Genomic DNA, 21,685 nt, shown 5'->3' with positions numbered 1-21,685 from the left:
AGTATTTGACGCCGGGGTTTTCTTAATAAGCTTTCATATAGTCAAATAAATCACCTCAATATTGACCAAGATCAAACACATTTGGAGCAAGAATACGTTTGAATACCATTCTATACTTATTCCTATTCTAATCACTTACTTGTTTGCGTCGTTCACCGGCTGTCATCTCCGCCATTTTCGCCGGCATGATTTCCGGCTCGGGCTCGTCGAGCCGAAACACCGCATCGGCAATACCCGCAAGCGGCGGCGCCTCATGGTGATCACGTGCGGTCGACAGCAGCACACCGATGGAAGACACGCCGAGATCGCGCAGCTGATAGGGCGTGCCATGGCCGTATTCGAGATGACCGCGGCCGATGATGCCGACCACCAGCGGAGGCTCCGCCACCTCCAGCGCCCTTGCGATGTTGCAGGCGAAAGCGCGATCCCATGTCTGCTGAGCGCGAATGAAGCGATCTGTGACGACCGACACATCGACTTCCCCGCTTGCGGAACGGTCAAAGCGCAGCCCTGCGAGATAGCGGCGATAGGCCATCGTTGCCGGCGCCGACGGCGTGAGGCCATCACGCTCGTTCTCGGGCACGGCATCCCAACCTTCCTTGCCGACACGGGTGACCAGCGGCCGATGGCAATTCAGCGCCAGCATCGGGACGCGGTGGCGACGGCAGAAATGAAACAGCGGCAGATAGAGTTCGGCGGCGAAGCCCCAGACGGTCTCCCACTCCACCTTTGCGAGGAATGCCGCGGTGCTCAGCCCGCCTTCGATCCATTCGTCGAGGACCGGTTGAACCCGGCGCGGAAACATCTCGAATCCCACCGCCATATTCGGGCGCAGGAAGTGCAGCACGGTGGCGACATGTAACTGCCAGCGATGTATCTCTGGCACGGTGTGGGTTTCGCCGAGCAGCACGACCTGTCTGCCTGCCATCGCGGTCAGCAATTCACGCTCGTCGCGCAGCGATCCGTCCGCCGGATCGAGCCAGCTTGCACGCGGGTGATCGAAGCGCGCGGTGGCGGCGACAGCGTCCATCACGCCGCCCCGAATGCAGTGGCAGGTCCGCGCAAGAACAGCCCCAGCGACGCACCGTCAGCGCCGACAGCTGCCAGTTCAATGGTGCCGTCGGCGCCCGGCGCGCCGCGCTGCCAGTGCTTCACGTCACCGCCGCGCAGATGGAGATGGAAATCGGATGTGATGATGTTGATGAAGCCCATCGCCGGATTGATCTCCGGCACCAGCCCGCGCCAGCGCTGGGTGACGCCAGGGCGCTGCATCTCGACGGTGATTTCTGCTTCGGCCTCGCGCGCTGCCCGCAGCGGCTGCATGCCCGGATCGGCCACATCGAGCTTCGCCGACTCGTCGCCGCCCATCGGCTTCAGCAATGGCGGCTGGACGGTACCTTCAAAGATCTTCAGGCCGGCATCGAACGGCTCGGCGCCCTCGAGGCCGACGACGCTGAAGATGACCTTTTCGGATGCATCCTGAAATTCGATGCGAGGCAGAACCTTGCCCTTCATCTGGCTGGAATAGTCGACCACGACGGCCGATACCCGGCCGATATCGATCTCGCTGTCATGGGCCTTGCCGACGGTGAACAGCATGCTGCCGTCGCGCTCGACGCGTTCGACCACGCCGATGCGCTCAAGCACAACGCCATCGTCGCGCACGGCGATCATGACCCGCCCGAGAAGCGGCACGCGCCGGAATACGTCGAACGGCTCGGCCAACAGACGACGCCGCAGATTCTGTTCTTCAGTCATGATTTTCCCGGCTCACGAAACACGCGAAAGGTTTCGCGTCTTTGCAACACGCACCTCAGCGCGTCCATGTTCAAAGGCCGGGTTTTCGTCGGGTTGAAGCAATTCCATTTTTGAATTTCGATTTGGAATAAAGATAAAATATCAAGCTTATGCGTCTGGCCCGGGGTGGATCGGGTGATGTCGTTGTTCGCCGGCCGGCTTCATTGCGGACGCTCCGCGGCGCATGACGCTGCGCTAATCCGTCCTACGGCCTTGCGTGAGCAACGCTTGTTCACACGCCTGGCGCTCGCTAGCCTCACCTCGTGGAGTTCGCAGCAAAGACTGCGACTGCGCTCGTCTTCGCACTGCAAAACAGCGCGCCGGCGACAATAAGAAAAACAAACAGGGAGGACTATGATGAACAAGGCGATTACGCGTCGAACGTCTCTGATCCTCGGTGCATCCGCACTTTTCGCACCGCACGTGTTGCGCGCCCAAACCACGGCATTACCCGACAAACCCATCCGGCTCCTCGTCGGCTTTCCCGCCGGCGGCGGCACCGATGTGATGGCGCGGCTGATTGCCGAACCGCTGCGGCAACGCACCGGGCGCAATATCGTCATCGAGAACAAGGTGGGCGCATCCGGCACCGTGGCCGGCGCCACCCTCAAGACCAGCCCCACCGATGGCAGCGTGATCTGCTACATGCCCTCGGCCACCGTGATGCAGAAGCTCTCGATGGTGAATGTGCCATTCGATCCGCAGGCCGACATGGCGCCGATCACCATGGCAGGCACGCTGCAGACGGTCTATTGCGTCTCGCCCACCATCGGCGTGAACACGCTGGCGGAATATGTGGAGTGGCTGAAGAAGAGCCCGACCCGCGCCTCGTTCGGCTCCACGGCAATGGGCTCGAGCACGCATTTCTTCGGCCTGATGCTCGGCCAGGCCGTCGGGCGACCACTCGAAGCCGTGGCCTATCGCGGCGCGGCGCCGCTGGTATCGGATCTGCAGGGCGGGCATATCACCGGCGGCTGCGGATCGATCACCGATTTCATCGACCATCATCGCAATGGCGTGGTGAAGATCCTGGTGACGTCAGGCGTGCGGCCGACGGCGTCGGCACCGGATTTGCCGACCGGCGCGAGCCTCGGCTTTCCGACGCTGCAGCTGTCGGGCTGGTACGCGTTCTTTGCGCCGGCGGGCACGCCGCCGAATCTGGTCGAGGCATGGGGCAACGAATTGCGGCCGGTGCTTGAGCTGCCGGAGATCAGGAAGCGGCTCGCCGAGCTGGGGCTTGAGGTGGAGACATCGACGCCGAAGCAGTTCACCGACCGGCTGAGCAGCGACATGGTGCAGTGGCAGAAGGTGATGGACGCGGTCGGCTACAAGCCGACATAGCTTGCAGGGTGAGCAAAGCGCAGCGTGCCCACCTTACAGGTTGAGCTCAAACAAAAACGGCCGGAGCATGCTCCGGCCGTTTTCGTATCAATCGCAGATCAGCTTACGACGCCTTGGCGCGGTTCTTCGAGTTGCGCTGGAAGAACAGCGCCTGGCTCGCAACCGCCGACACCATGGCCGGCTGGAACGGCTTGGAGATCAGGAAGGCCGGTTCAGGGCGTTCGCCGGTGAGGAAGCGTTCCGGATAGGCGGTGATGAACACCACCGGTACCTGGAAGGTGCGCAGCAACTCGTTCACCGCATCGAGACCCGACGAGCCGTCGGCAAGCTGGATGTCGGCAAGGATCAGGCCGGGCTTCTTGTTCTGCGCCAACGCGATCGCATCCGCATGGGTGCGGGCGACGCCGATGACATTGTGGCCGAGATTCTTCACGAGGCTTTCGAGATCCATCGCGATGAAGGTCTCGTCCTCGATGATGAGAACGTCGGTGGCGATCTCGGCGGCCATTTCACGGCCGGCGGTATCGGCCAGCGCACGCACCTCGGCGACCTCGGCGTCGAGGACGAAGGCCACTTCCTCTTCCGAAAAACCTTCGAGCGACAGCAGAAGGAAAGCCTGACGCGGCAGCGGCGTGATGCTGGAGATACGCTTCTCCGACGCCTGCACCGGCACCACTTCGGCTTCGTCATTCATCGCGACCGAATTCCAGATCTGCGTGAACAGACGGAACAGGCCCGCCCGCGGGCCATGGCGTTCGTCGAGCAGCGACGCATCCTGCAACAGCGCTTCCAGCATGGCGCCGACATAAGCGTCGCCAGATGCCTGGTTACCCGTGAGCGCACGGGCATAGCGCCGCAACAGCGGCAAATGTTCAGCAACGAGCTGTGATCGGGACATCCCCACTCCAATCCTGTTCTATGCGCGGCACTGTGGTCTCGACCGTTGCATTGTCAAACCATCGCACGGTCAAGGAGTACCGGCACGCGCCCCGGCGCCTCATGTGACTGACTACGCGGACGGCCCAGAAAAGTTCCATCGCCCCGGAACTTTCACCGATGCTCCGCATTAGTTGAACAAGAAACGCCGCAAAGGCTTCAAAAATCAAGAAAATTTCTCAAAACCAGGGGCTAAGTTTATCCTGGGGAATGTGGAACGGGTCATGAAAGATGTGAAGCCTAAGGGCGGATTGAACGCCGAAATCCAGTCCCGGATCGGGCATCAGCTTCGTGCGATGTATGACGACGTCGTGCGCCAAGGGGTGCCTGACCGGTTCGCCGATATGATCCGCAAGCTGGATGGGGCGGAAGCCCAGGCCCAGCTTGCCGCTGATGGCGGCACCAAAGAAGGAGGGGAATAATGCCTCTCACAGATTCTCTCCGCGACGATATTCTTGCGTCGGTTCCGAGCCTGCGCGCCTTCGCTATTTCGCTGTCAGGTAACGGCGATCGCGCCGACGATCTCGTGCAGGAAACGCTGCTGCGCGCCTTGGCGAATATCGACAGCTTCCAGGTCGGCTCGAACCTGCCAGCCTGGCTGTTCACCATCCTGCGCAACCTGTTTCGCTCCGATTACCGCAAACGGCGTCGCGAGGTGGAAGATGCCGATGGCAGCTACGCCAAGACCCTGAAGACCCAGCCGGCGCAAAATGCGCATCTGGAATTCGAGGAGTTTCGCGGCGCACTCGAAAAACTGCCACAGGACCAGCGCGAGGCGCTCATTCTGGTCGGTGCATCGGGCTTCTCCTATGAGGACGCGGCTACGATCTGCGGCTGCGCCGTCGGCACCATCAAGAGCCGCGTCAACCGCGCGCGCTCCAAGCTCAGCGCCCTCCTCTATGTGGACGGCGCGGAAGACTTCGGCCCGGACGACACCGTGCGAGCCGTCATCGGCGGCTCGGGCGGCTAGGCCCGCAGCTCAGTCCGATCAACTCGAAAGCGGTCGCCTCAAGCGGCCGTTTTTTTTGCTCAGACAAGCAAGACTGTCGCCGCACCGGCTTGACCGGGCGATCCAGTATGCGTCGACGGAGGAGCCTGGATCGCGAAGCCGACGTGTACTGGATCACCCGCTTTCGCGGGTGATGACAATGGGGAATTGACGGAGCTATCGCACCGGCCGCGCCAGCGCCTCGGTGCGCCCGCGCTCGGTCATGTCGATCACCGTCTCCAGCGGAGCGGTGAGTTCATACACATACGATACTTCGGTGAAATAGCGCTTCGCCTTGCCACCGAGCGCTTCCGGTGCCACGCGATCGAGCAGCACGATGCCGAAATCGGAATCGCCGCGCCGGGTCTTCTCGCTGGTGTTGAACTCCTCCCAGCGGAAGTGGAATTCACCGTCGGTTTCGCCACCGGTGATTTCCCAGTGGGCGACGATGTTGGGATGCTTGCCGACCAGCGACAGGCCCTCGTCGGAATGCGACGCCAGCTCGAAAAACAGCAGCGCCAGACTCTGCGCCGCACGCGAACTGACGCTGATATCCGGCCCCTGCACCGCGATACGATCGGCATGCGGAATGGCGCGCGCCTCGAACAGGCCCTTCAGCGGCACGCCCTGCCACTGGCTCTCGCTCAGCAGCGAGACCACATGCGACATGGCGTGGATGCGGCCGATCAGGAGATCACGGGCGCTGTCCATGTCCGAGCCGTGGCGCAGCGTGCGCGTCACGATGGACTGGATCACCGCCAAAATATTCTTCACACGATGATTCAGCTCGTCGATGACGTCAGTCAGGCGGCGCTCGAAGCCGATGCGGGTCTCGACCTCGCGGCGCAGGCGGATGTTGCTGTAGGACACATACGCGAACATGCCGCAAATGATGGTCGTCAATGCCAGGCCGACGCCGCCGACGAATGTCGCGGTTCGGCGCGCGCGCAGATCGGTGTCCATCTTGGGATAGTAACCAAGCGACCAGTCGCGGCCACCGAAGCTGACCGTCCGCAGGATCGCCAGCGAGGGACCATTGGCTACCAGCGCGCGGGCACGCACATTGCCATCGTCATCGGCAACGATCTCGCCATCAGGCACCCGGGGGTCCTTCAGCGCGACGGAGAACAGCGACATCTCGTCATTGGCTAGCATCAGCGAGCCGAGCTCATAGGAAAACGAGACAAAACCGGCGGCGGTGGAGCTGCCTTCGGGCAGCACCGGCGTCACCAGCACCACGCCGAGCGGACCGTTCTCACGCTGCAGCGGCGTCGGGTCTGACGCCACCGGACGGCCTTCGTCATTGGCGCGGGCGATGGTCGGGCCCATGACCCGGGAATCGTTGAGCGCGCGACCGGCAAAACCTTCGGTCACCGAATTGCGCGGCTCCAGATCCATCAGCACGTCGAGGGTCTTGCTGCGCATCTCCGCCGTCAGTGGCGTATCGTCGAAATTCCGTACGGTCGGATTGCGATAGCCGGCTGCAGCGAGATCTGCGGCCGCACCGGCGAACTCATTGGGCTGCAGCCGCGCGATCCAGCTCGCCATCACGAAATCGGTCTTGAAGGCATAGATCGATGCGCGCAGCGGCTTGAGCATGTCCGCCTTCATCACCGTCGGCGCCTTGAACAAGCCGGCCGCAACGCGGGCAAGCAGCTCGCGTTCTGTCAGGCGCTCCTGCACCAGGCTGGCATGGATATCGACCCCGCGCGCCAGCGCGATGTTCTCGATCGCCAGTTCCTGATCGTGGACGCGATAAGCCGCGAAGCCGGACAAGCCGACCCCGATCAGTGCCAACAGTGCGATGATGAAACCCAGCCGGACCACGCGCCCACTCGGAGTGTGAGAAATACTGCCGGTTCAGCGGCGTCGGAGTATGAAAATCACGCCGGGATAAAATAGTTCCCGAAATGTGGAACTTTCTTATACCGAAGCGGGCTGGAGGCAAACAGGCTTAAGGGATTGCTCACAGCGCAATCCCTGCGTGTCTCGAAACCTACTTATGCGCGAAACAGCTTCTTCCAGCGCCGCATGATCTGGTCCGAACCGGAGTCCACTTTCCGGATCATGCGCTAGGCGACCGCTTTCGCTTTCAGCCCTCCCTTGGTCTCGATGAAGGCAATGATCGTATCGAGGCCGGACTGGATCTTCATATTGGTCATGACGAAGGGCCGGCTGCCGCGCATCCGCTTCGCATCCACGTCCATCTTCTCCAGCGACGCGCCGACATGGGGCGCGAGATCGATCTTGTTGATGACGAGGAGATCGGAGCGGGTGATGCCGGGGCCGCCCTTGGACGGGATCTTGTCGCCGGCGGAGACGTCGATGACATAGATGGTGATATCGGCGAGTTCGGGCGAGAAGGTCGCGGCGAGATTGTCGCCGCCGGACTCGATCAGCACCATGTCGAGATCCGGAAACTTCGCGCGCATGTCGGCGACGGCGGCGAGATTCATCGAGGCGTCCTCGCGGATCGCCGTGTGCGGGCAGCCGCCGGTCTCGACGCCGGCGATGCGATCCGGCGTCAGCGAACCGGAGCGCACGAGATATTCGGCATCCCATTTGGTGTAGATGTCATTGGTGATGGCCGCGATATCGTAGCGTTCACGCATGGTCTTGCAGAGCAGATCCATCAGCGCCGTCTTGCCGGAGCCGACCGGACCACCGATGCCGACGCGGAGAGGACCGTGAGAGGTGGACATGTCAGTTGCTCGCTGGGGTGTGAGGGAGTGACGGGATCGTATGAATCCGGCTGCCATCCCCGCGAAAGCGGGGATCCAGTAAACATCGGCTGCCGTGATGAAGCACAAGCGCTTGCGTATACTGGGTCACCCGGTCAAGCCGGGTGACGACAGCTGAGAATTTGGCGGATGTCCTCATGACCTGAACAGCCGCGTATATTGCGTCTCGTGGCGCATGCTGGCGATATCTGCGCGGAACGTGGCGCTGCCGAGATCGTCGAGCGAGGCCGCCATCGCGCGATGGCCGGTGTCGACCACCACGGGCTCCAGCGCTGCCAGCACCCGCTGGCTGTCGGTCTGGCCGAGCGGCACGAGGCGCGCGCCGGCGGAAATCCAATTCGAGACGACGGCGTGGAAGAACGCATGCATGGTGGGCGCCAACGGCAAGCCATGCGCGGCGCTGACCAGGCCGACGGCGACGGGATAGACGATGGGACCATCGCAGGCCGCGATGAGTTGCTTCAACGCGTCATGCGGCCAGGCATTGAGGGAGATCTCGATGAAGGCCTTGCCCTGTGTCGAGGTCTCGAGCAGGCGCTCTTTCGATGGCGCGAAGGCACTGGCGAGTTCGGCAATGTCGCGCAGGGCCTTGTCGTCGCCCAAGGTGGCGGCGCGGTGGATATGCGCGAGGAAGACGCCATCGCAAAAGCCACCGCCATCCGACAGCATGGCGGAAAGCCACTCCTGCAGCGAGGCGGCATTGGTGATGTCACCGGCCTCCACGGCCCATTCGATGCCGCTGGAATAGGAGAAAGCGCCGACCGGAAAGGACGGCGACAGCCACGTCATCAGCCGATACAGCGCCGCGCCTTCATCGGCAGAGAGTTGCATGGGTTCGGCCGGCGAGGATGCGTCCGTCGTTCTATTTGTGGCCATGAGCATGGGAATGCCCGTGGTGATGGTCGTGGTCGTGACCGCAATGCTCGTCATGAACATGGCCATGATCGTGCGCGTGATCGTGCTTGCCATGCGCATGGTCGTGACCGTGATCGTGGCTGCAGCCATGATGGCTGTGACCGTGATGGCCATGCTCGTGATGTCCATGAGCGCGCGGCGCTTCATGCGGGGCGGCATAGGCGCCGCCTTCGGGATCGAACGGCGCCTCGATCTCGATGACGCGGGCGCCGAGGCCCTTCACCATCTCCTCAATGACGTGATCGCGGCGAATCCGCAGGCCCTTGGCCATGATCTGGGTCGGCAGGTGCCGGTTGCCGAGATGCCAGGCGAGGCGCACGAGATGTCCGGGATCGGTGCCGCGGATCTCGATCAGCGGTTCTGGCGCGGCCACGACTTCGACGCGGCGGCCGTCTTCCAGCACCAAGGCATCGCCACCGCGCAGGGCGACGGCGTTCTCGAGATCGAGCAGGAATTCCAGTCCGCGCGTCCCCGTCATCACCATACGGCGGCGATGCCGATCGTCGAAATCGAGCACGACGGTGTCGATGGCCGCTTCAATCCAGTTATATTGGCCGATGACGGCGGTCGCGCGGATCATGGAGTTACTCTCGGTTTAACGCACGACCACATCAGCGGGCGTGATGATTTCGATCTTCGGCGGCGCGGCGAAGCACTTCACGGCGACGCGGCCAAAAGTCTTCATATGTTCCTGGGTCCGATGCGGCACCAGTGCTTCGGCATTTTCCCACTGCTCGACAAACACCATGCGGGTCGGATCGGTGACACTCTCGTGGAGGTCATAGGCGATATTGCCCGGCTCCTTGCGGGTGGCTTCGATACAGGCCTTGGCGGCTTCGATCAATTCGGCGCGGGCTTCGGGTTTCACGGACAAAGTGGCAACGACGTAGATCAAGGGAAGTCCTCCCGGTTTTGTTGTTGTGGCTAAACATGCCGGGAGGGACATTAGGCGGGAATGCCTGATGGAGCTAGGCCCCTCAATACATGAAGTAGCGCTGCGCCATCGGCAGGACCTCGGCCGGCTCGCAGGTCAGCAATTCGCCATCCGCGCGCACTTCATAGGTCTCGGAATCAACCTCGATCTTCGGCGTGGCGCCGTTGTGGATCATGCTCTTCTTCGAGATGCCACTGCGGACATTTTCCACCGCATAGAAAGACTTTTGCACGCCGAGCTTCTTCGCAAGGCCGGACGATGCCGCGGCGCCCGACGTGAACACCACCGACGAGGCCTTGACCGCGCGTCCGAAGGCGCTGAACATCGGCTGGTAATGCACCGGCTGCGGCGTGGGAATTGACGCGTTTGGATCGCCCATCGGGGCAGCGACGATCGAACCGCCCTTGATGACGAGATCCGGCTTCACGCCGAAGAAAGCTGGCGACCACAGAACGAGATCAGCCATCTTGCCCTTCTCCACCGAACCGATCAACTTCGACACGCCGTGGGCAATGGCGGGATTGATAGTGTATTTGGCGATGTAGCGCTTGACGCGGAAATTGTCGTTGCTGCCCTTCTCTTCCTTCAGGGCACCGCGCTGTTTCTTCATCTTGTCGGCAGTCTGCCAGGTGCGGATGATGACTTCGCCGAGCCGCCCCATGGCTTGCGAGTCCGACGACATCATCGAGAGCGCGCCAAGATCGTGCAGGATGTCCTCCGCGGCAATCGTCTCCTTGCGGATGCGGCTTTCGGCGAAGGCGAGATCCTCCGCAATCGACGGATCGAGATGGTGGCATACCATGAGCATGTCGAGATGCTCGTCGATGGTGTTGCGCGTGAACGGCCGCGTCGGATTGGTCGACGAGGGCAGCACGTTCTTGAGGCCGGCGACCTTGATGATGTCGGGCGCATGGCCACCGCCGGCGCCTTCGGTGTGGAAGGCATGGATGGTGCGGCCCTTGAAGGCCTTGATCGTGTCCTCGACGAAACCGCTCTCGTTCAGCGTGTCGGAATGCAGCATCACCTGGATGTCGTGATCGTCAGCGACGCTGAGGCAGTTGTCGATGGCGGCGGGCGTGGTGCCCCAGTCCTCGTGCAGCTTCAGCGCACAGGCGCCGGCCTTGATCATCTCCACCAATGCGGCAGGCTTGGCTGCGTTGCCCTTGCCGGAAATGCCGAGATTGACCGGGAAGGCATCGAAGGACTGGATCATCCGCGCGATGTGCCACGGGCCGGGCGTGCAAGTCGTGGCAAAGGTGCCGTGCGACGGGCCGGTGCCGCCGCCGAGCATGGAGGTGACGCCGGACATCAGCGCATGCTCGATCTGCTGCGGGCAAATGAAATGGATGTGGCTGTCGAAGCCGCCCGCGGTGAGGATTTTTCCTTCGCCCGCGATGACATCGGTGCCGGGACCGACATTGATGGTGACGCCGGGTTGGATGTCTGGATTGCCGGCTTTGCCGATCGCATGGACCATGCCGTCCTTGATGGCGACGTCGACCTTCACGATGCCCCAGTGATCGACGATCAGTGCATTGGTGATGACAGTGTCGACAGCGCCCTGCGCACGCGTCGCCTGCGACTGGCCCATGCCGTCGCGGATCACCTTGCCGCCGCCGAATTTTACTTCCTCACCGTAAATGGTGAAATCCTTCTCGACCTCGATGATGAGATCGGTGTCAGCCAGACGCACCTTGTCGCCGGTGGTCGGGCCGAACATGTCGGCATAGACGGAGCGCTTGATCTTTACGGGCATGTCAGAGCTTCCCCATCACATCGCCGCGGAAGCCATAGACGGCGCGTTTGCCGGCGAGCTCCACCAGTTGCACGTCGCGGGACTGGCCGGGCTCGAAACGCACGGCTGTGCCGGCGGCGATATCGAGGCGCATGCCGCGGGCCTTCTTGCGGTCGAATTTCAGCGCCGGGTTGGTTTCGAAGAAATGATAGTGCGATCCGACCTGGATCGGGCGGTCGCCGGTGTTGGACACCGACAGCGTGATCGCCTTGCGGCCGGCATTGAGCTCGATCTCGCCGTCCTGAATGAACATTTCGCCGGGGATCATGATGGCATCCTCCTATCAATCCTCATCCTCGCTGAGCTTCAGCTCGAAAGCCTCAACCGCGTTGGCCAACGCCGCCTCGTGCTTATCCAAGGCATAGTTCAACTTCCAGAGCGGCTCTCGCAACGTGCTCGCCGGATTGATCAGTGCCTGATGTCCGAGATCGCGCCAGCAATCCTGATCCGCAGGAAACAGGGCAATCGCGGCTTCGATGACTGGCGCTGCCTCCGGCACCCCCACGATTCGCAGTGCCTCCGGGATCAGCACGATGTCGGCGCGATTCCAGTTCGAGAACAATTGAGAGAAGCCGCCGTTGTACCATTCCATCTGGAAGTGCTCGACGAGCGCAAGCGCCTCCTCAGGCCGACTGAGATCGAAATCCGCCAGATGCTGCCAACCAGCTTTCGACGGCGAATCAGCCACGGCGGCAATCTCCATCACCGGATCGGCTCGTGCACCGTGACCAGCTTCGTCCCGTCCGGAAACGTCGCTTCCACCTGAATGTCGTGAATCATCTCGGCGATGCCATCCATGCACTGGGCGCGCGTGAGCACTTCGGCGCCGGCCTTCATCAGCTCCGCCACAGTCCGTCCGTCGCGGGCGCCTTCGACGATGAAATCGGAGATGATCGCGATCGCTTCGGGATGATTGAGCTTGACGCCGCGCTCCAGCCTGCGGCGCGCCACGATGGCGGCCATGGAGATCAAGAGCTTGTCTTTCTCGCGGGGGGACAGGTTCATCGCAATTTCCTGATTGATTAGTTCAGCCACATGCGCGGCAGCATCGCACCCGATTGCGACAACAGCGCCATCATGTCAGCCCGCAGTTTCGCGGCATCTTGCGCACAGATGCGGACCATTGCAAATCCGTTCCAGCAGGAGATGCCAACTTCGCAGCCGGCCTGCTCGGCGACCGCGCGCAGACGCTCCAGCAATGCCTCATCACCAGGCACGATCAGCGCCGTGGCGATGGCAAGCCCGCCATTGGCGATTGCGGGTTGCGCCAGTTTCGCGCCGATGTCGCCATCGAGGCGCACATTTTCGGCAAACACCAGTCGCCCGCCGCGGCGCAGGCGCCAGCGGTCGACGAAAGAACCGGTTCGCATCGCCTCGCCCATGGCGGTGCGGCCGAACACGACGATTTCGCACAGGACCAGCGACGCGGTCTCGGCCAGATCGATATCGATGCAGCGCGTGGTGCGGGCCTGATCGAACAGGATGGTCTCCTGCGGCAGCCAGCTCAGATGCGCGCCGGCTTCAGCACGAAGCGAGATGTTGATCTCGGCGGCCGGCCCGTGGGACCGATAGACTTTCTCGGCAGCGGCAGTGGACATCGTAAGGCGCGTCCTCTCGCCTGCGGTGATATCGATATCGAACCGATCGCCGCCTGCGGCGCCACCGGCGGTGTTGACGAACATCGCGGTGAGGCCGTCATCTTCCGGCGACGGAAAGCGGACGCGCAATGAGCCGGATTCGTGGAGCTGGCGACGGCGGGTGCGGCCTTCGACCAGATGCACGTCGAACGCCACCGCACCGCGCGCGCGGTTGGCGGCGAAGCTCGCGGATGATGCGAGGGTGTCCTGCATGCAAACTCCGACGACAGCGCCTTACAGCGCCATCTGGCGGCTGATCTCGGCGGGATCGAGATTGGCGCGGTCGCAAGCGTATTTCACCGCGCCACGATCCATCACGGCGAAATTGTCGCCGAGTTCGCAGGCGAAGTCGAGATATTGCTCCACCAGCACGATGGCGATGGTGCCGAGCGAACGCAGATAGGTGATGGCGCGGCCGATATCCTTGATGATCGAGGGCTGGATGCCTTCGGTTGGCTCATCGAGCAGGAGCAGCTTGGGCCGCATCACCAGCGCACGGCCAATGGCGAGCTGCTGCTGCTGACCGCCGGAGAGATCGCCGCCGCGGCGACCGAGCATGGATTGCAGCACCGGAAAGAGTGAGAAGACATCATCTGGAATGGTGCGATCGGCACGCTTCAGCGGGGCGTAACCGGTCTTGAGGTTTTCCTCCACGGTGAGCAGCGGAAAGATTTCGCGGCCCTGCGGGACGAAGCCGATGCCGCGACGGGCACGCTCGAACGGCTTGAGCTTCGAGATATCCTGGCCATCGAAGGTGATTGAGCCACCGGAAATCGCCTGCTGGCCGACCATGGCGCGCAGCAGCGAGGTCTTGCCGACGCCGTTACGGCCGAGCACGCAGGTGACCTTGCCGGGCTCTGCCGAGACGGTGACGCCGCGCAGCGCTTGGGCGGCGCCGTAGTGAAGGCTGATATTGTCGACTTTCAGCATGCTCAGCGCCCCAGATACACTTCGACCACGCGGTCATTGGTCGAGACATCGTCGATGGTGCCTTCGGCCAGTACCGTGCCTTCGTGCAGGCACGTCACCTTGACGCCGAGTTCACGCACAAACGTCATGTCGTGCTCGACAACCATCACGGTCTTGTTGTCACGATTGATTGCCTTGAGGAGCTCGGCGGTCTGGTGCGTTTCCACATCGGTCATGCCGGCGACAGGCTCGTCCACCAGCAAGACCTTCGGGTCCTGCGCCAGCAGCATACCGATCTCCAGCCACTGCTTCTGACCGTGGGAGAGATTGCCGGCGAGACGATCGCGGGCATCGGTCAGACGGATGGTTTCCAGCACTTTGTCGATGCGCTCGGCCTCGTTGCGGCTGCCGCGCCAGAACAGGGTGCCGCGGACGCTGTGATCGACATTCAGTGCCAGCAGGAGATTATCCTGGATGGTCTGGCTCTCGAATACCGTGGGCTTCTGGAATTTGCGGCCGATGCCAAGCTTGGCGATCTCGGTCTCGTCCAACAGCGTGAGATCGTGGGTGCCGTCGAAATAGACGTCGCCCTCGTCCGGCTTGGTCTTGCCGGTGATGATATCCATCATCGTGGTCTTGCCGGCGCCGTTTGGGCCGATGATGGCGCGCATCTCGCCGGGAGCGAGCACCATCGAGAGGTTGTTGATGGCATGGAAACCGTCGAAGGAGACGTGAACGCCATCGAGATAGAGCTGCGCCGAGGTGATGCGCTTCTGGCGCGCTTCGGCCTCGCGGGCGGCAACCTGCGGATCGACCGCGGTGAGTTCAGCGGCGACCATCATGCCTTTTCCAGCTCCGGTTTGATGATGCCATCTTCCGCCGCGGCGCTGTCGGCATTAGCAGTGTCGCGGGCCTTGCGGCCCTCCTGCCAGGCATTGATGGTGCCGATAATGCCCTTGGGCAGCAGCAGCGTCACCAGGATGAACAGCGCGCCCAGCATGAACAGCCAGTACGGCGCCAGCGCCCCTGACGTGAAGAACGTCTTGGCGTAGTTCACCACGACAGCGCCAAGTGCTGCGCCGACCAGCGTGCCGCGGCCACCGACCGCGACCCAGATGACGGCCTCGATGGAATTGCCCGGCGCGAATTCGCCGGGATTGATGATGCCGACCTGCGGCACATAGAGCGCACCGGCGACCCCGGCCATGCAGGCCGAGAGCGTGAACACGAACAGCTTGTAGGATTCGACGCGATAGCCGAGGAAGCGCGTTCGCGATTCTGCATCCCGCACGGCGATGAGCACCTTGCCGAGTTTTGAGGTGACGATGGCGCGGCACATGACGAAAGCGAGGATCAGTGCAAGGCAACTTGCCACAAAAAGTGCCGCGCGGGTGCCGTCGCTCTGAATGTTGAAGCCGAGGATGTCCTTGAAGTCGGTCAGGCCGTTATTGCCGCCAAAACCGAAATCGTTACGGAAGAAGGCAAGCAGCAGCGCATAGGTCATCGCCTGGGTGATGATGGAGAGATACACGCCGGTGACGCGGGAGCGGAAGGCGAGCCAGCCGAAGGCGAAAGCGAGCAGGCCCGGCACCACCAGCACCATCAAGGCGGCGAACCAGAACATGTCGAAGCCGTACCAGTACCAAGGCAGCGCCTTGTAGTTCAGGAACACCATGAAATCCGGCAGCACCGGATTGCCATAGACGCCGCGGGAGCCGATCTGGCGCATCAGATACATGCCCATCGCATAACCGCCGAGCGCAAAGAAGGCGCCGTGGCCGAGCGAGAGGATGCCGCAATAGCCCCAGATCAGATCGATGGAGAGGGCGAGAATGGCGTAGCAGACATATTTCCCGAACAGAGAGATCAGATAGGTCGGCACCTGCAGCGGCGAATCCGCCGGCAGCAGCAGATTAAGCAGCGGCAGCACGATGCCGATGGCGGCGACGACCAGGATGAAGATGGTCGCACTGCGATCGAGGGTGCGGGTGAGGAAATGCGGGGTCATGCTTCGATCGCCCTGCCCTTGAGTGCGAACAGGCCGCGCGGGCGCTTCTGGATGAACAGGATGATCAGCACCAGAATGGCGATCTTGCCGAGCACGGCGCCCGCCACCGGTTCCAGAAACTTATTCGCGATGCCGAGCGAGAGCGCGCCGACCAGCGTGCCCCAGAGATTGCCGACGCCGCCGAACACCACGACCATGAAACTGTCGATGATGTAGCTCTGGCCGAGATTGGGCGAGACATTGTCGATCTGCGACAGCGCCACGCCGGCGATGCCCGCAATGCCGGAGCCAAGGCCGAAGGTCAGCGCATCGACGCGCGAGGTGGCGATGCCCATGGAGGCCGCCATCCGGCGGTTCTGGGTCACGGCGCGCATCTCCAGGCCCATGGCGGTGTAGCGCAGCATCGCCAGCAGGATCACGAACACGGCGAGCGTGAAGCAGAGAATCCAGAGGCGGTTATAGGTGATGGTGATCTGGCCGAGTTCGAAAGCGCCCGACATCCAGGAGGGGTTGCCGACCTCGCGATTGGTGGGGCCGAACATGGTGCGCACCGCCTGCTGCAGCACCAGCGACAGCCCCCAGGTGGCCAACAGCGTCTCCAGCGGACGGCCATAAAGGAAGCGGATGATGGTGCGCTCGATGACGATGCCGATGATGCCGGCAACGAGGAACGCGAGCGGCACGGCCATCAGCAGCGAATAATCGAACAGGCCGGGATAGGAGGTGCGGATGATGTCCTGCACCACGAAGGTGACGTAAGCGCCGATCATCACCATCTCGCCATGGGCCATGTTGATGACGCCCATCACCCCAAAGGTGATGGCAAGGCCGATGGCGGCGAGCAGCAATACGGAGCCGAGCGAGAGGCCGTACCAGGCGTTCTGGCCGATCGACCACAAGGTCTGGCGGCTATTGATGGCGGTGATGGCGCTGGCAACGGTGCGCGAGAGGCCAACGCTCAGATCGGACGGCAGACCGGTGAGCACAGCGAGTGCGTCCTGATCGGCACGGGCCTTGATCACGGCGATGGCCGCGATCTTCTCGGTTTCGCTGGCGTCTTCCTTGTAGAGGATAATGGCGGCGCGGGCTTCGGTGAAAGCCTGCCTGGCCGCCTTGTTGGTTTCCTTCTCCAGCGCGGTGTCGATCACCGGCAGCATGGAGGTTTCGTGGCTCTTGAACACCGACTGCGCCGAGGCGATGCGCTTGGCGGGATCGGGCGACATCAAGGTCAGGCCGCCGAGAGCGGATTCGATGTTGCGGCGAAGGCGGTTGTTGAGGCGCACGGCAGCGGCGCTGGCAGGCACCTCAGCGACGGCGGCACCGCTGGCAGCATCGGCGCTCTTGCCATCGGTGCCGGTGACATAGACCTTCTTGCTGTCGGGGTCGGCGAACAGCCGGCCTTCCTGCAGTGCGCTGATGATGGCGAAAGCCTGCGGATTGCCCGATGTGGCGATGATGCCGATGGCTTCATCCGTATCGGAAAAATCGTCATTGGCGAATTTGGCGACGGCGTCCTCGAAGGGACCGGCCAGTGCCGGAATGGCGAATGCTGCCAGCAGCAGACAGGCGAGCGCAATCGCACGGCAACGGTGCAAGAAGTCAGTCACAAGAAGAACCCCGGCAGAGGAAAAAGGAGGAGAAGGCGGCGGTGACCGCCTTCTCCAAGGCTCGGGAGGAAACATTCACACCGTCATTGCGAAGCAATGACGACTACAAACTTACGACCCCTGACCGCCGCACTTGTTGGTCTTGGTGTTGTAGTTGCCGCACTTCTTGCCGACCCAGTCGCCGATCAGGTCCTTGGAGCCATCGAGCTCCTTCGACCAGGCATCGCCGGCCACCAGCGCCGGGGTCTTCCAGACCACGTCGAACTGGCCGTTGCCCTTGATCTCGCCGATGAAGACCGGCTTGGTGATGTGGTGGTTCGGCAGCATCTTCGAGGTGCCGCCCGTCAGGTTCTTGGCCTCGATGCCCGGCAGTGCGTCGATGACCTTGTCGGCTTCGATGGACTTGGCCTTCTCGACCGCCTTCACCCACATGTTGAAGCCGATCACGGTGGCTTCCATCGGGTCGTTGGTCACGCGCTTCGGATTCTTGGTGAAGGCCTGCCAGGCCTTGATGAACTTCTCGTTCTCCGGGTCCTTGATGGACTGGAAGTAGTTCCAGGCGGCGAGATGGCCGAGCAGCGGCTTGGTGTCGATGCCGGCGAGCTCTTCTTCACCCACCGAGAACGCGACCACCGGAATGTCGGTCGCCTTGATGCCCTGGTTGCCGAGCTCCTTGTAGAACGGCACGTTGGCGTCGCCATTGATGGTGGAGACCACGGCGGTCTTCTTGCCGGCCGAGCCGAACTTCTTGATATCGGCCACGATCGTCTGCCAGTCCGAATGACCGAACGGCGTGTAGTTGATCATGATGTCTTCCTGCTTGACGCCCTTCGACTTCAAGTAGGCTTCCAGGATCTTGTTGGTGGTGCGCGGATAGACATAGTCGGTGCCGGCCAGCACCCAGCGCTTCACCTTCTCGTCTTTCATCAGATAGTCGACCGCCGGGATCGCCTGCTGGTTCGGAGCGGCGCCGGTGTAGAACACGTTGCGCTCGGACTCTTCGCCCTCATATTGCACGGGGTAGAACAGGATGCTGTTCAGCTCCTTGAACACCGGCAGCACGGACTTGCGGGACACCGAGGTCCAGCAGCCGAACACCACGGCGACCTTCTCCTTGGTGATCAGTTCGCGGGCCTTTTCGGCGAACAGCGGCCAGTTCGAGGCGGGATCGACCACCACGGCTTCGAGCTTCTTGCCGTTGATACCGCCCTTCTTGTTCTGCTCATCGATCATGAACAGGACGGTGTCCTTCAGCGTGGTCTCGGAAATCGCCATGGTACCGGACAGCGAATGCAGCACGCCGACCTTGATGGTGTCATCGGCGGCGTGAGCGCCGGACACCGCCGACAGGCCGAGCGCCAGTCCCGTGGCCGCAGCCATCAGGCTGCGCCGGGATAGCGGCTTGGAAAATGAATTGGTGAGGTGGCGGATCATATGCGGTCTCTCCCTGGACGCAGACGAATTCACTGCGAACGGCCCCACGGCCGGACATCCAAGGAATCGCAAGAAGTGTGCCAGCGCCTCCCTACTCGCTAAGTTATTGGTAAAACTGCATCATTTTAAACCGCTGTCATGATCACAAAATCATCGCGCTTATTTTGTGTGCAACATTTTTGACCACCACCACGGCAATCAGCTTAAATTGAGTGCAAAATGTAGCGCCTGTCTAAATTTCTCGCAGCGGCAATTCATCACACGACGCAGGTGCGAAGGTTTCATCTTGAATCCGCCCCGATCGTGTTCCATATGATCGGACACGACCTTGAGAATCATCGGGTCCTTGCGAGCCGCGTGTTCTGATCCCGCCCTCCTCTGATTGATTTCCAGAGCACCAGCGGTTTCTGGCTTGCCTCTTCAGCTAACCAGAATGACGCCCCAAACACGCGGGTGTCCCCAAGACACACTCGCGTGCGCCTCTGATATCCCTTCGGGCATATCGGTCGGGCGCGATACGCCTTTATGGAAAGACAAATCTTTTGACCACCTTCCAGGAATTCGGCCTCGCCGATCCCATTACCCGTGCGCTTAAGGAAGAAAACTACACCACGCCGACCCCGATCCAGGCCCAGACCATCCCGATTGCCATCACCGGCAAGGACGTGATCGGCATCGCCCAGACCGGCACCGGCAAGACTGCCTCCTTCGCACTCCCTATCCTGCATCGTCTGCTCGAACACCGCGTCAAGCCGCAGCCCAAGACCTGCCGCGTGCTGGTGCTCAGCCCTACGCGTGAACTGTCCGGCCAGATCCTCGACAGCTTCAATGCCTATGGCCGCCACATGAACCTATCGTCTGCCCTGGCGATCGGCGGCGTGCCGATGGGCCGCCAGGTGCGCTCGCTGATGCAGGGCGTCGACGTCCTCGTCGCCACCCCGGGCCGCCTGCTCGACCTCGTGCAGGGCAACGCCCTGAAGCTCAACATGGTGGAATTCCTCGTCCTCGACGAGGCCGACCGCATGCTCGACATGGGCTTCATCAACGACATCCGCAAAGTCGTCGCCAAGCTGCCGATCAAGCGCCAAACGCTGTTCTTCTCGGCCACCATGCCGAAGGACATTGCCGACCTCGCCGAGCACATGCTCAAGGACCCGGCCCGCGTGGCCGTGACCCCGGTGTCCTCGACCGTCGAGCGCATCTCGCAAAAGATCCTGCTGGTCGATCACTCGGCCAAGCCGTCGATCCTGTCGCAGATCCTCAAGACCGAGCAGGTCAACCGCGCGCTGGTGTTCACCCGCACCAAGCACGGCGCCGACAAGGTCGTGAAGAATCTCGAGCGTGCCGGCATCCCGGCCGCCGCCATCCACGGCAACAAGTCGCAGAACCACCGCGAGCGCACCCTTGCCGCGTTCCGCTCCGGTGAGGTTCGCACCCTGGTTGCGACCGATATCGCCGCCCGCGGCATCGATGTCGACGGCGTGACCCATGTCGTCAATTTCGACCTGCCGAACGTGCCGGAAACCTATGTCCACAGGATCGGCCGTACGGCCCGTGCGGGCGCCGAAGGCATTGCGATCTCGCTTTGCGCGGGCGAGGAAATGGCGTATCTGCGCGATATCGAAAAGCTGATCCGCGTTGCGCTTCCGAAGGAAGACCGTCGCACCCCCGGCAAGAACGACGTGGGTCCGCCGCCTTCCCAGAACCGTGGCGGTCAGCGCAACGGTCGCCCCGCCCAGCACGCCCATCGTCAGGATGGCGGCCCCGGTAACAAGAATTCGCGTAACCGTCGTCGTGGCCCCGGTGGCAATGGCGGCTCCTCGCACCAGAACCGCGATCATGCGCGGAATGAGAGCCCGAGACTTGATGCTTCACGGCATGAAAATGCACGGCACGAGCCCAAGCCACGTCCCGCCCAGCAGGGTGGCGCCGGGGCGAAGGAAGGAAGCATGCAGGGCGTCGCTTTCCTTCATCGTTCGAGCCGACCGAATTCCAACCCTTCCAATCCCAACCGCAACCAGCGTCAGCGCTAAGCGCCGACCGATCTGGAGCTATTGAATGGCCAAAGAAGAGCTGATCCAGTTCGAAGGACTGGTGACCGAAATCCTTCCTGATGCGCGCTACCGCGTGCAGCTCGATGCCGGACACGAAATCATCGCCTACACTGCGGGCAAGATGAAGAAGAACCGCATCAAGACTCTCGCGGGCGACCGCGTGACGATCGAGATGTCGCCCTATGACCTGGAAAAGGGTCGCCTGATCTTCCGTCACAAGGACGAGCGTCCGGGTGGCGGCCCGCCGCGGTCAGGCCCGCCGCGCGGCAATTTCCGTCGCCGCTAAGCGTCCAAACAACTTATTTCTGTCGACAGTTTTCTATCTCAGCATCGACCCTCGCCGCGCATGGCCCACTCGCCATGCGCGGGACCGGGGGCGAATTCGCTTATTCGTATACTATCAAAAAATCGTGCGCGGCTGGATTGTCTTAGGGAATAGCTTCCCTTAATGTGACCCTATCGATTTTCGGCCGGACGACTTCTCTATACCCCGGTGCAGCCGGTCTAGACTGACGACCCTTCCAAAAATTCGATGCCACCGGCCCGCGCATGGATGCGTGGGTTACTACTACTTATTGAGAAGGGACTA

The 21,685-nt window shown here is 62.1% G+C and carries 23 protein-coding genes; 5 read left to right on the top strand and 18 right to left on the bottom strand.

The window, feature by feature from the left end; genetic code table 11:
* Positions 1–127 precede the first annotated feature (127 nt).
* On the bottom strand, positions 128–1,030 hold the full coding sequence (locus ACIQ17_RS12790) for a ChaN family lipoprotein (RefSeq protein WP_398469080.1): 903 nt from the start codon (positions 1,028–1,030) through the stop codon (positions 128–130).
* Positions 1,030–1,758, bottom strand: a complete 729-nt coding sequence (locus ACIQ17_RS12785) for a hypothetical protein (protein ID WP_398469078.1) — start codon at positions 1,756–1,758, stop codon at positions 1,030–1,032. Before ACIQ17_RS12785 ends, ACIQ17_RS12790 begins: the two co-directional genes overlap by 1 nt.
* A gap of 396 nt (positions 1,759–2,154) precedes the next feature.
* Between ACIQ17_RS12785 and ACIQ17_RS12780 the strand changes: the two genes are divergently transcribed.
* A complete protein-coding gene (locus ACIQ17_RS12780; RefSeq protein WP_398469076.1) occupies positions 2,155–3,138 on the top strand; it encodes a Bug family tripartite tricarboxylate transporter substrate binding protein in 984 nt (327 codons plus the stop codon).
* 103 nt (positions 3,139–3,241) lie between these two features.
* On the opposite strand, the gene ACIQ17_RS12775 is transcribed toward ACIQ17_RS12780, so the two are convergent.
* A complete protein-coding gene (locus tag ACIQ17_RS12775) occupies positions 3,242–4,036 on the bottom strand; it encodes a response regulator (RefSeq protein ID WP_398469074.1) in 795 nt (264 codons plus the stop codon).
* A 262-nt stretch (positions 4,037–4,298) separates the two neighbouring features.
* On the opposite strand from ACIQ17_RS12775, the gene ACIQ17_RS12770 reads away from it, so the two are divergent.
* Together ACIQ17_RS12770 and ACIQ17_RS12765 are read left to right on the top strand one after the other, a co-directional pair.
* Positions 4,299–4,496: a NepR family anti-sigma factor gene (locus tag ACIQ17_RS12770; RefSeq protein ID WP_398469098.1), complete on the top strand. Its 198-nt coding sequence runs from the start codon at positions 4,299–4,301 to the stop codon at positions 4,494–4,496.
* Positions 4,496–5,044: a sigma-70 family RNA polymerase sigma factor gene (locus ACIQ17_RS12765; protein ID WP_398469072.1), complete on the top strand. Its 549-nt coding sequence runs from the start codon at positions 4,496–4,498 to the stop codon at positions 5,042–5,044. The genes ACIQ17_RS12770 and ACIQ17_RS12765 overlap by 1 nt, the downstream gene beginning before the upstream one ends.
* 195 nt (positions 5,045–5,239) lie before the next feature.
* Here ACIQ17_RS12765 and ACIQ17_RS12760 read toward each other — a convergent pair whose 3' ends face one another.
* The 15 genes from ACIQ17_RS12760 to urtA form a co-directional block, all read right to left on the bottom strand.
* Positions 5,240–6,889, bottom strand: coding sequence for an HWE histidine kinase domain-containing protein (locus ACIQ17_RS12760; RefSeq protein WP_398469070.1), 1,650 nt, complete (start codon positions 6,887–6,889; stop codon positions 5,240–5,242).
* A gap of 245 nt (positions 6,890–7,134) precedes the next feature.
* Positions 7,135–7,764 carry an urease accessory protein UreG gene (gene ureG, locus ACIQ17_RS12755; RefSeq protein ID WP_398469068.1) on the bottom strand — a complete coding sequence of 210 codons (630 nt, stop codon included), beginning with the start codon at positions 7,762–7,764 and terminating at the stop codon, positions 7,135–7,137.
* A gap of 174 nt (positions 7,765–7,938) precedes the next feature.
* Entirely contained in the window at positions 7,939–8,685 is a 747-nt protein-coding gene (locus ACIQ17_RS12750) for an urease accessory protein UreF (protein ID WP_398469096.1), read from the bottom strand.
* On the bottom strand, positions 8,666–9,298 hold the full coding sequence (locus ACIQ17_RS12745; protein ID WP_398469066.1) for an urease accessory protein UreE: 633 nt from the start codon (positions 9,296–9,298) through the stop codon (positions 8,666–8,668). The genes ACIQ17_RS12750 and ACIQ17_RS12745 overlap by 20 nt, the downstream gene beginning before the upstream one ends.
* Positions 9,299–9,313: 15 nt before the next feature.
* Positions 9,314–9,613 (bottom strand): putative quinol monooxygenase, encoded by a 300-nt coding sequence (locus tag ACIQ17_RS12740; RefSeq protein WP_398469064.1) that lies wholly within the window; start codon positions 9,611–9,613, stop codon positions 9,314–9,316.
* 82 nt (positions 9,614–9,695) lie between these two features.
* Positions 9,696–11,408, bottom strand: a complete 1,713-nt coding sequence (gene ureC, locus ACIQ17_RS12735) for an urease subunit alpha (protein ID WP_398469062.1) — start codon at positions 11,406–11,408, stop codon at positions 9,696–9,698.
* A 1-nt stretch (position 11,409) separates the two neighbouring features.
* Positions 11,410–11,715, bottom strand: a complete 306-nt coding sequence (locus tag ACIQ17_RS12730; RefSeq protein WP_398469060.1) for an urease subunit beta — start codon at positions 11,713–11,715, stop codon at positions 11,410–11,412.
* 15 nt (positions 11,716–11,730) lie between these two features.
* On the bottom strand, positions 11,731–12,150 hold the full coding sequence (locus ACIQ17_RS12725; RefSeq protein WP_398469094.1) for a DUF4375 domain-containing protein: 420 nt from the start codon (positions 12,148–12,150) through the stop codon (positions 11,731–11,733).
* The gene (locus ACIQ17_RS12720; protein WP_398469058.1) at positions 12,150–12,452 is read right to left on the bottom strand and encodes an urease subunit gamma; all 303 of its coding nucleotides are present in this window, start codon (positions 12,450–12,452) and stop codon (positions 12,150–12,152) included. The genes ACIQ17_RS12725 and ACIQ17_RS12720 overlap by 1 nt, the downstream gene beginning before the upstream one ends.
* A 17-nt stretch (positions 12,453–12,469) precedes the next feature.
* On the bottom strand, positions 12,470–13,297 hold the full coding sequence (locus ACIQ17_RS12715) for an urease accessory protein UreD (protein WP_398469056.1): 828 nt from the start codon (positions 13,295–13,297) through the stop codon (positions 12,470–12,472).
* 21 nt (positions 13,298–13,318) lie between these two features.
* On the bottom strand, positions 13,319–14,014 hold the full coding sequence (gene urtE / locus ACIQ17_RS12710) for an urea ABC transporter ATP-binding subunit UrtE (RefSeq protein WP_398469054.1): 696 nt from the start codon (positions 14,012–14,014) through the stop codon (positions 13,319–13,321).
* 2 nt (positions 14,015–14,016) lie between these two features.
* On the bottom strand, positions 14,017–14,835 hold the full coding sequence (gene urtD / locus ACIQ17_RS12705; RefSeq protein ID WP_398469052.1) for an urea ABC transporter ATP-binding protein UrtD: 819 nt from the start codon (positions 14,833–14,835) through the stop codon (positions 14,017–14,019).
* Positions 14,832–16,001 carry an urea ABC transporter permease subunit UrtC gene (gene urtC, locus ACIQ17_RS12700; RefSeq protein WP_398469050.1) on the bottom strand — a complete coding sequence of 390 codons (1,170 nt, stop codon included), beginning with the start codon at positions 15,999–16,001 and terminating at the stop codon, positions 14,832–14,834. The genes urtD and urtC overlap by 4 nt, the downstream gene beginning before the upstream one ends.
* Positions 15,998–17,683, bottom strand: coding sequence for an urea ABC transporter permease subunit UrtB (gene urtB / locus ACIQ17_RS12695; protein WP_398469048.1), 1,686 nt, complete (start codon positions 17,681–17,683; stop codon positions 15,998–16,000). The genes urtC and urtB overlap by 4 nt, the downstream gene beginning before the upstream one ends.
* A 36-nt stretch (positions 17,684–17,719) precedes the next feature.
* Positions 17,720–19,042, bottom strand: coding sequence for an urea ABC transporter substrate-binding protein (gene urtA / locus ACIQ17_RS12690; protein ID WP_398469046.1), 1,323 nt, complete (start codon positions 19,040–19,042; stop codon positions 17,720–17,722).
* A 542-nt stretch (positions 19,043–19,584) separates the two neighbouring features.
* Here urtA and ACIQ17_RS12685 point away from each other — a divergent pair.
* Positions 19,585–21,075: a DEAD/DEAH box helicase gene (locus ACIQ17_RS12685; RefSeq protein WP_398469044.1), complete on the top strand. Its 1,491-nt coding sequence runs from the start codon at positions 19,585–19,587 to the stop codon at positions 21,073–21,075.
* 25 nt (positions 21,076–21,100) lie between these two features.
* Positions 21,101–21,382: a translation initiation factor IF-1 gene (gene infA / locus ACIQ17_RS12680; protein ID WP_211910085.1), complete on the top strand. Its 282-nt coding sequence runs from the start codon at positions 21,101–21,103 to the stop codon at positions 21,380–21,382.
* Positions 21,383–21,685: the final 303 nt, after the last annotated feature.

It is taken from the genome of Tardiphaga sp. (assembly GCF_044340795.1).
Classification (GTDB): Bacteria; Pseudomonadota; Alphaproteobacteria; order Rhizobiales; family Xanthobacteraceae; genus Tardiphaga.
The sequence above is the reverse complement of the archived record's forward strand: the minus strand, read 5'-3'. Positions and strand labels throughout refer to the sequence as shown.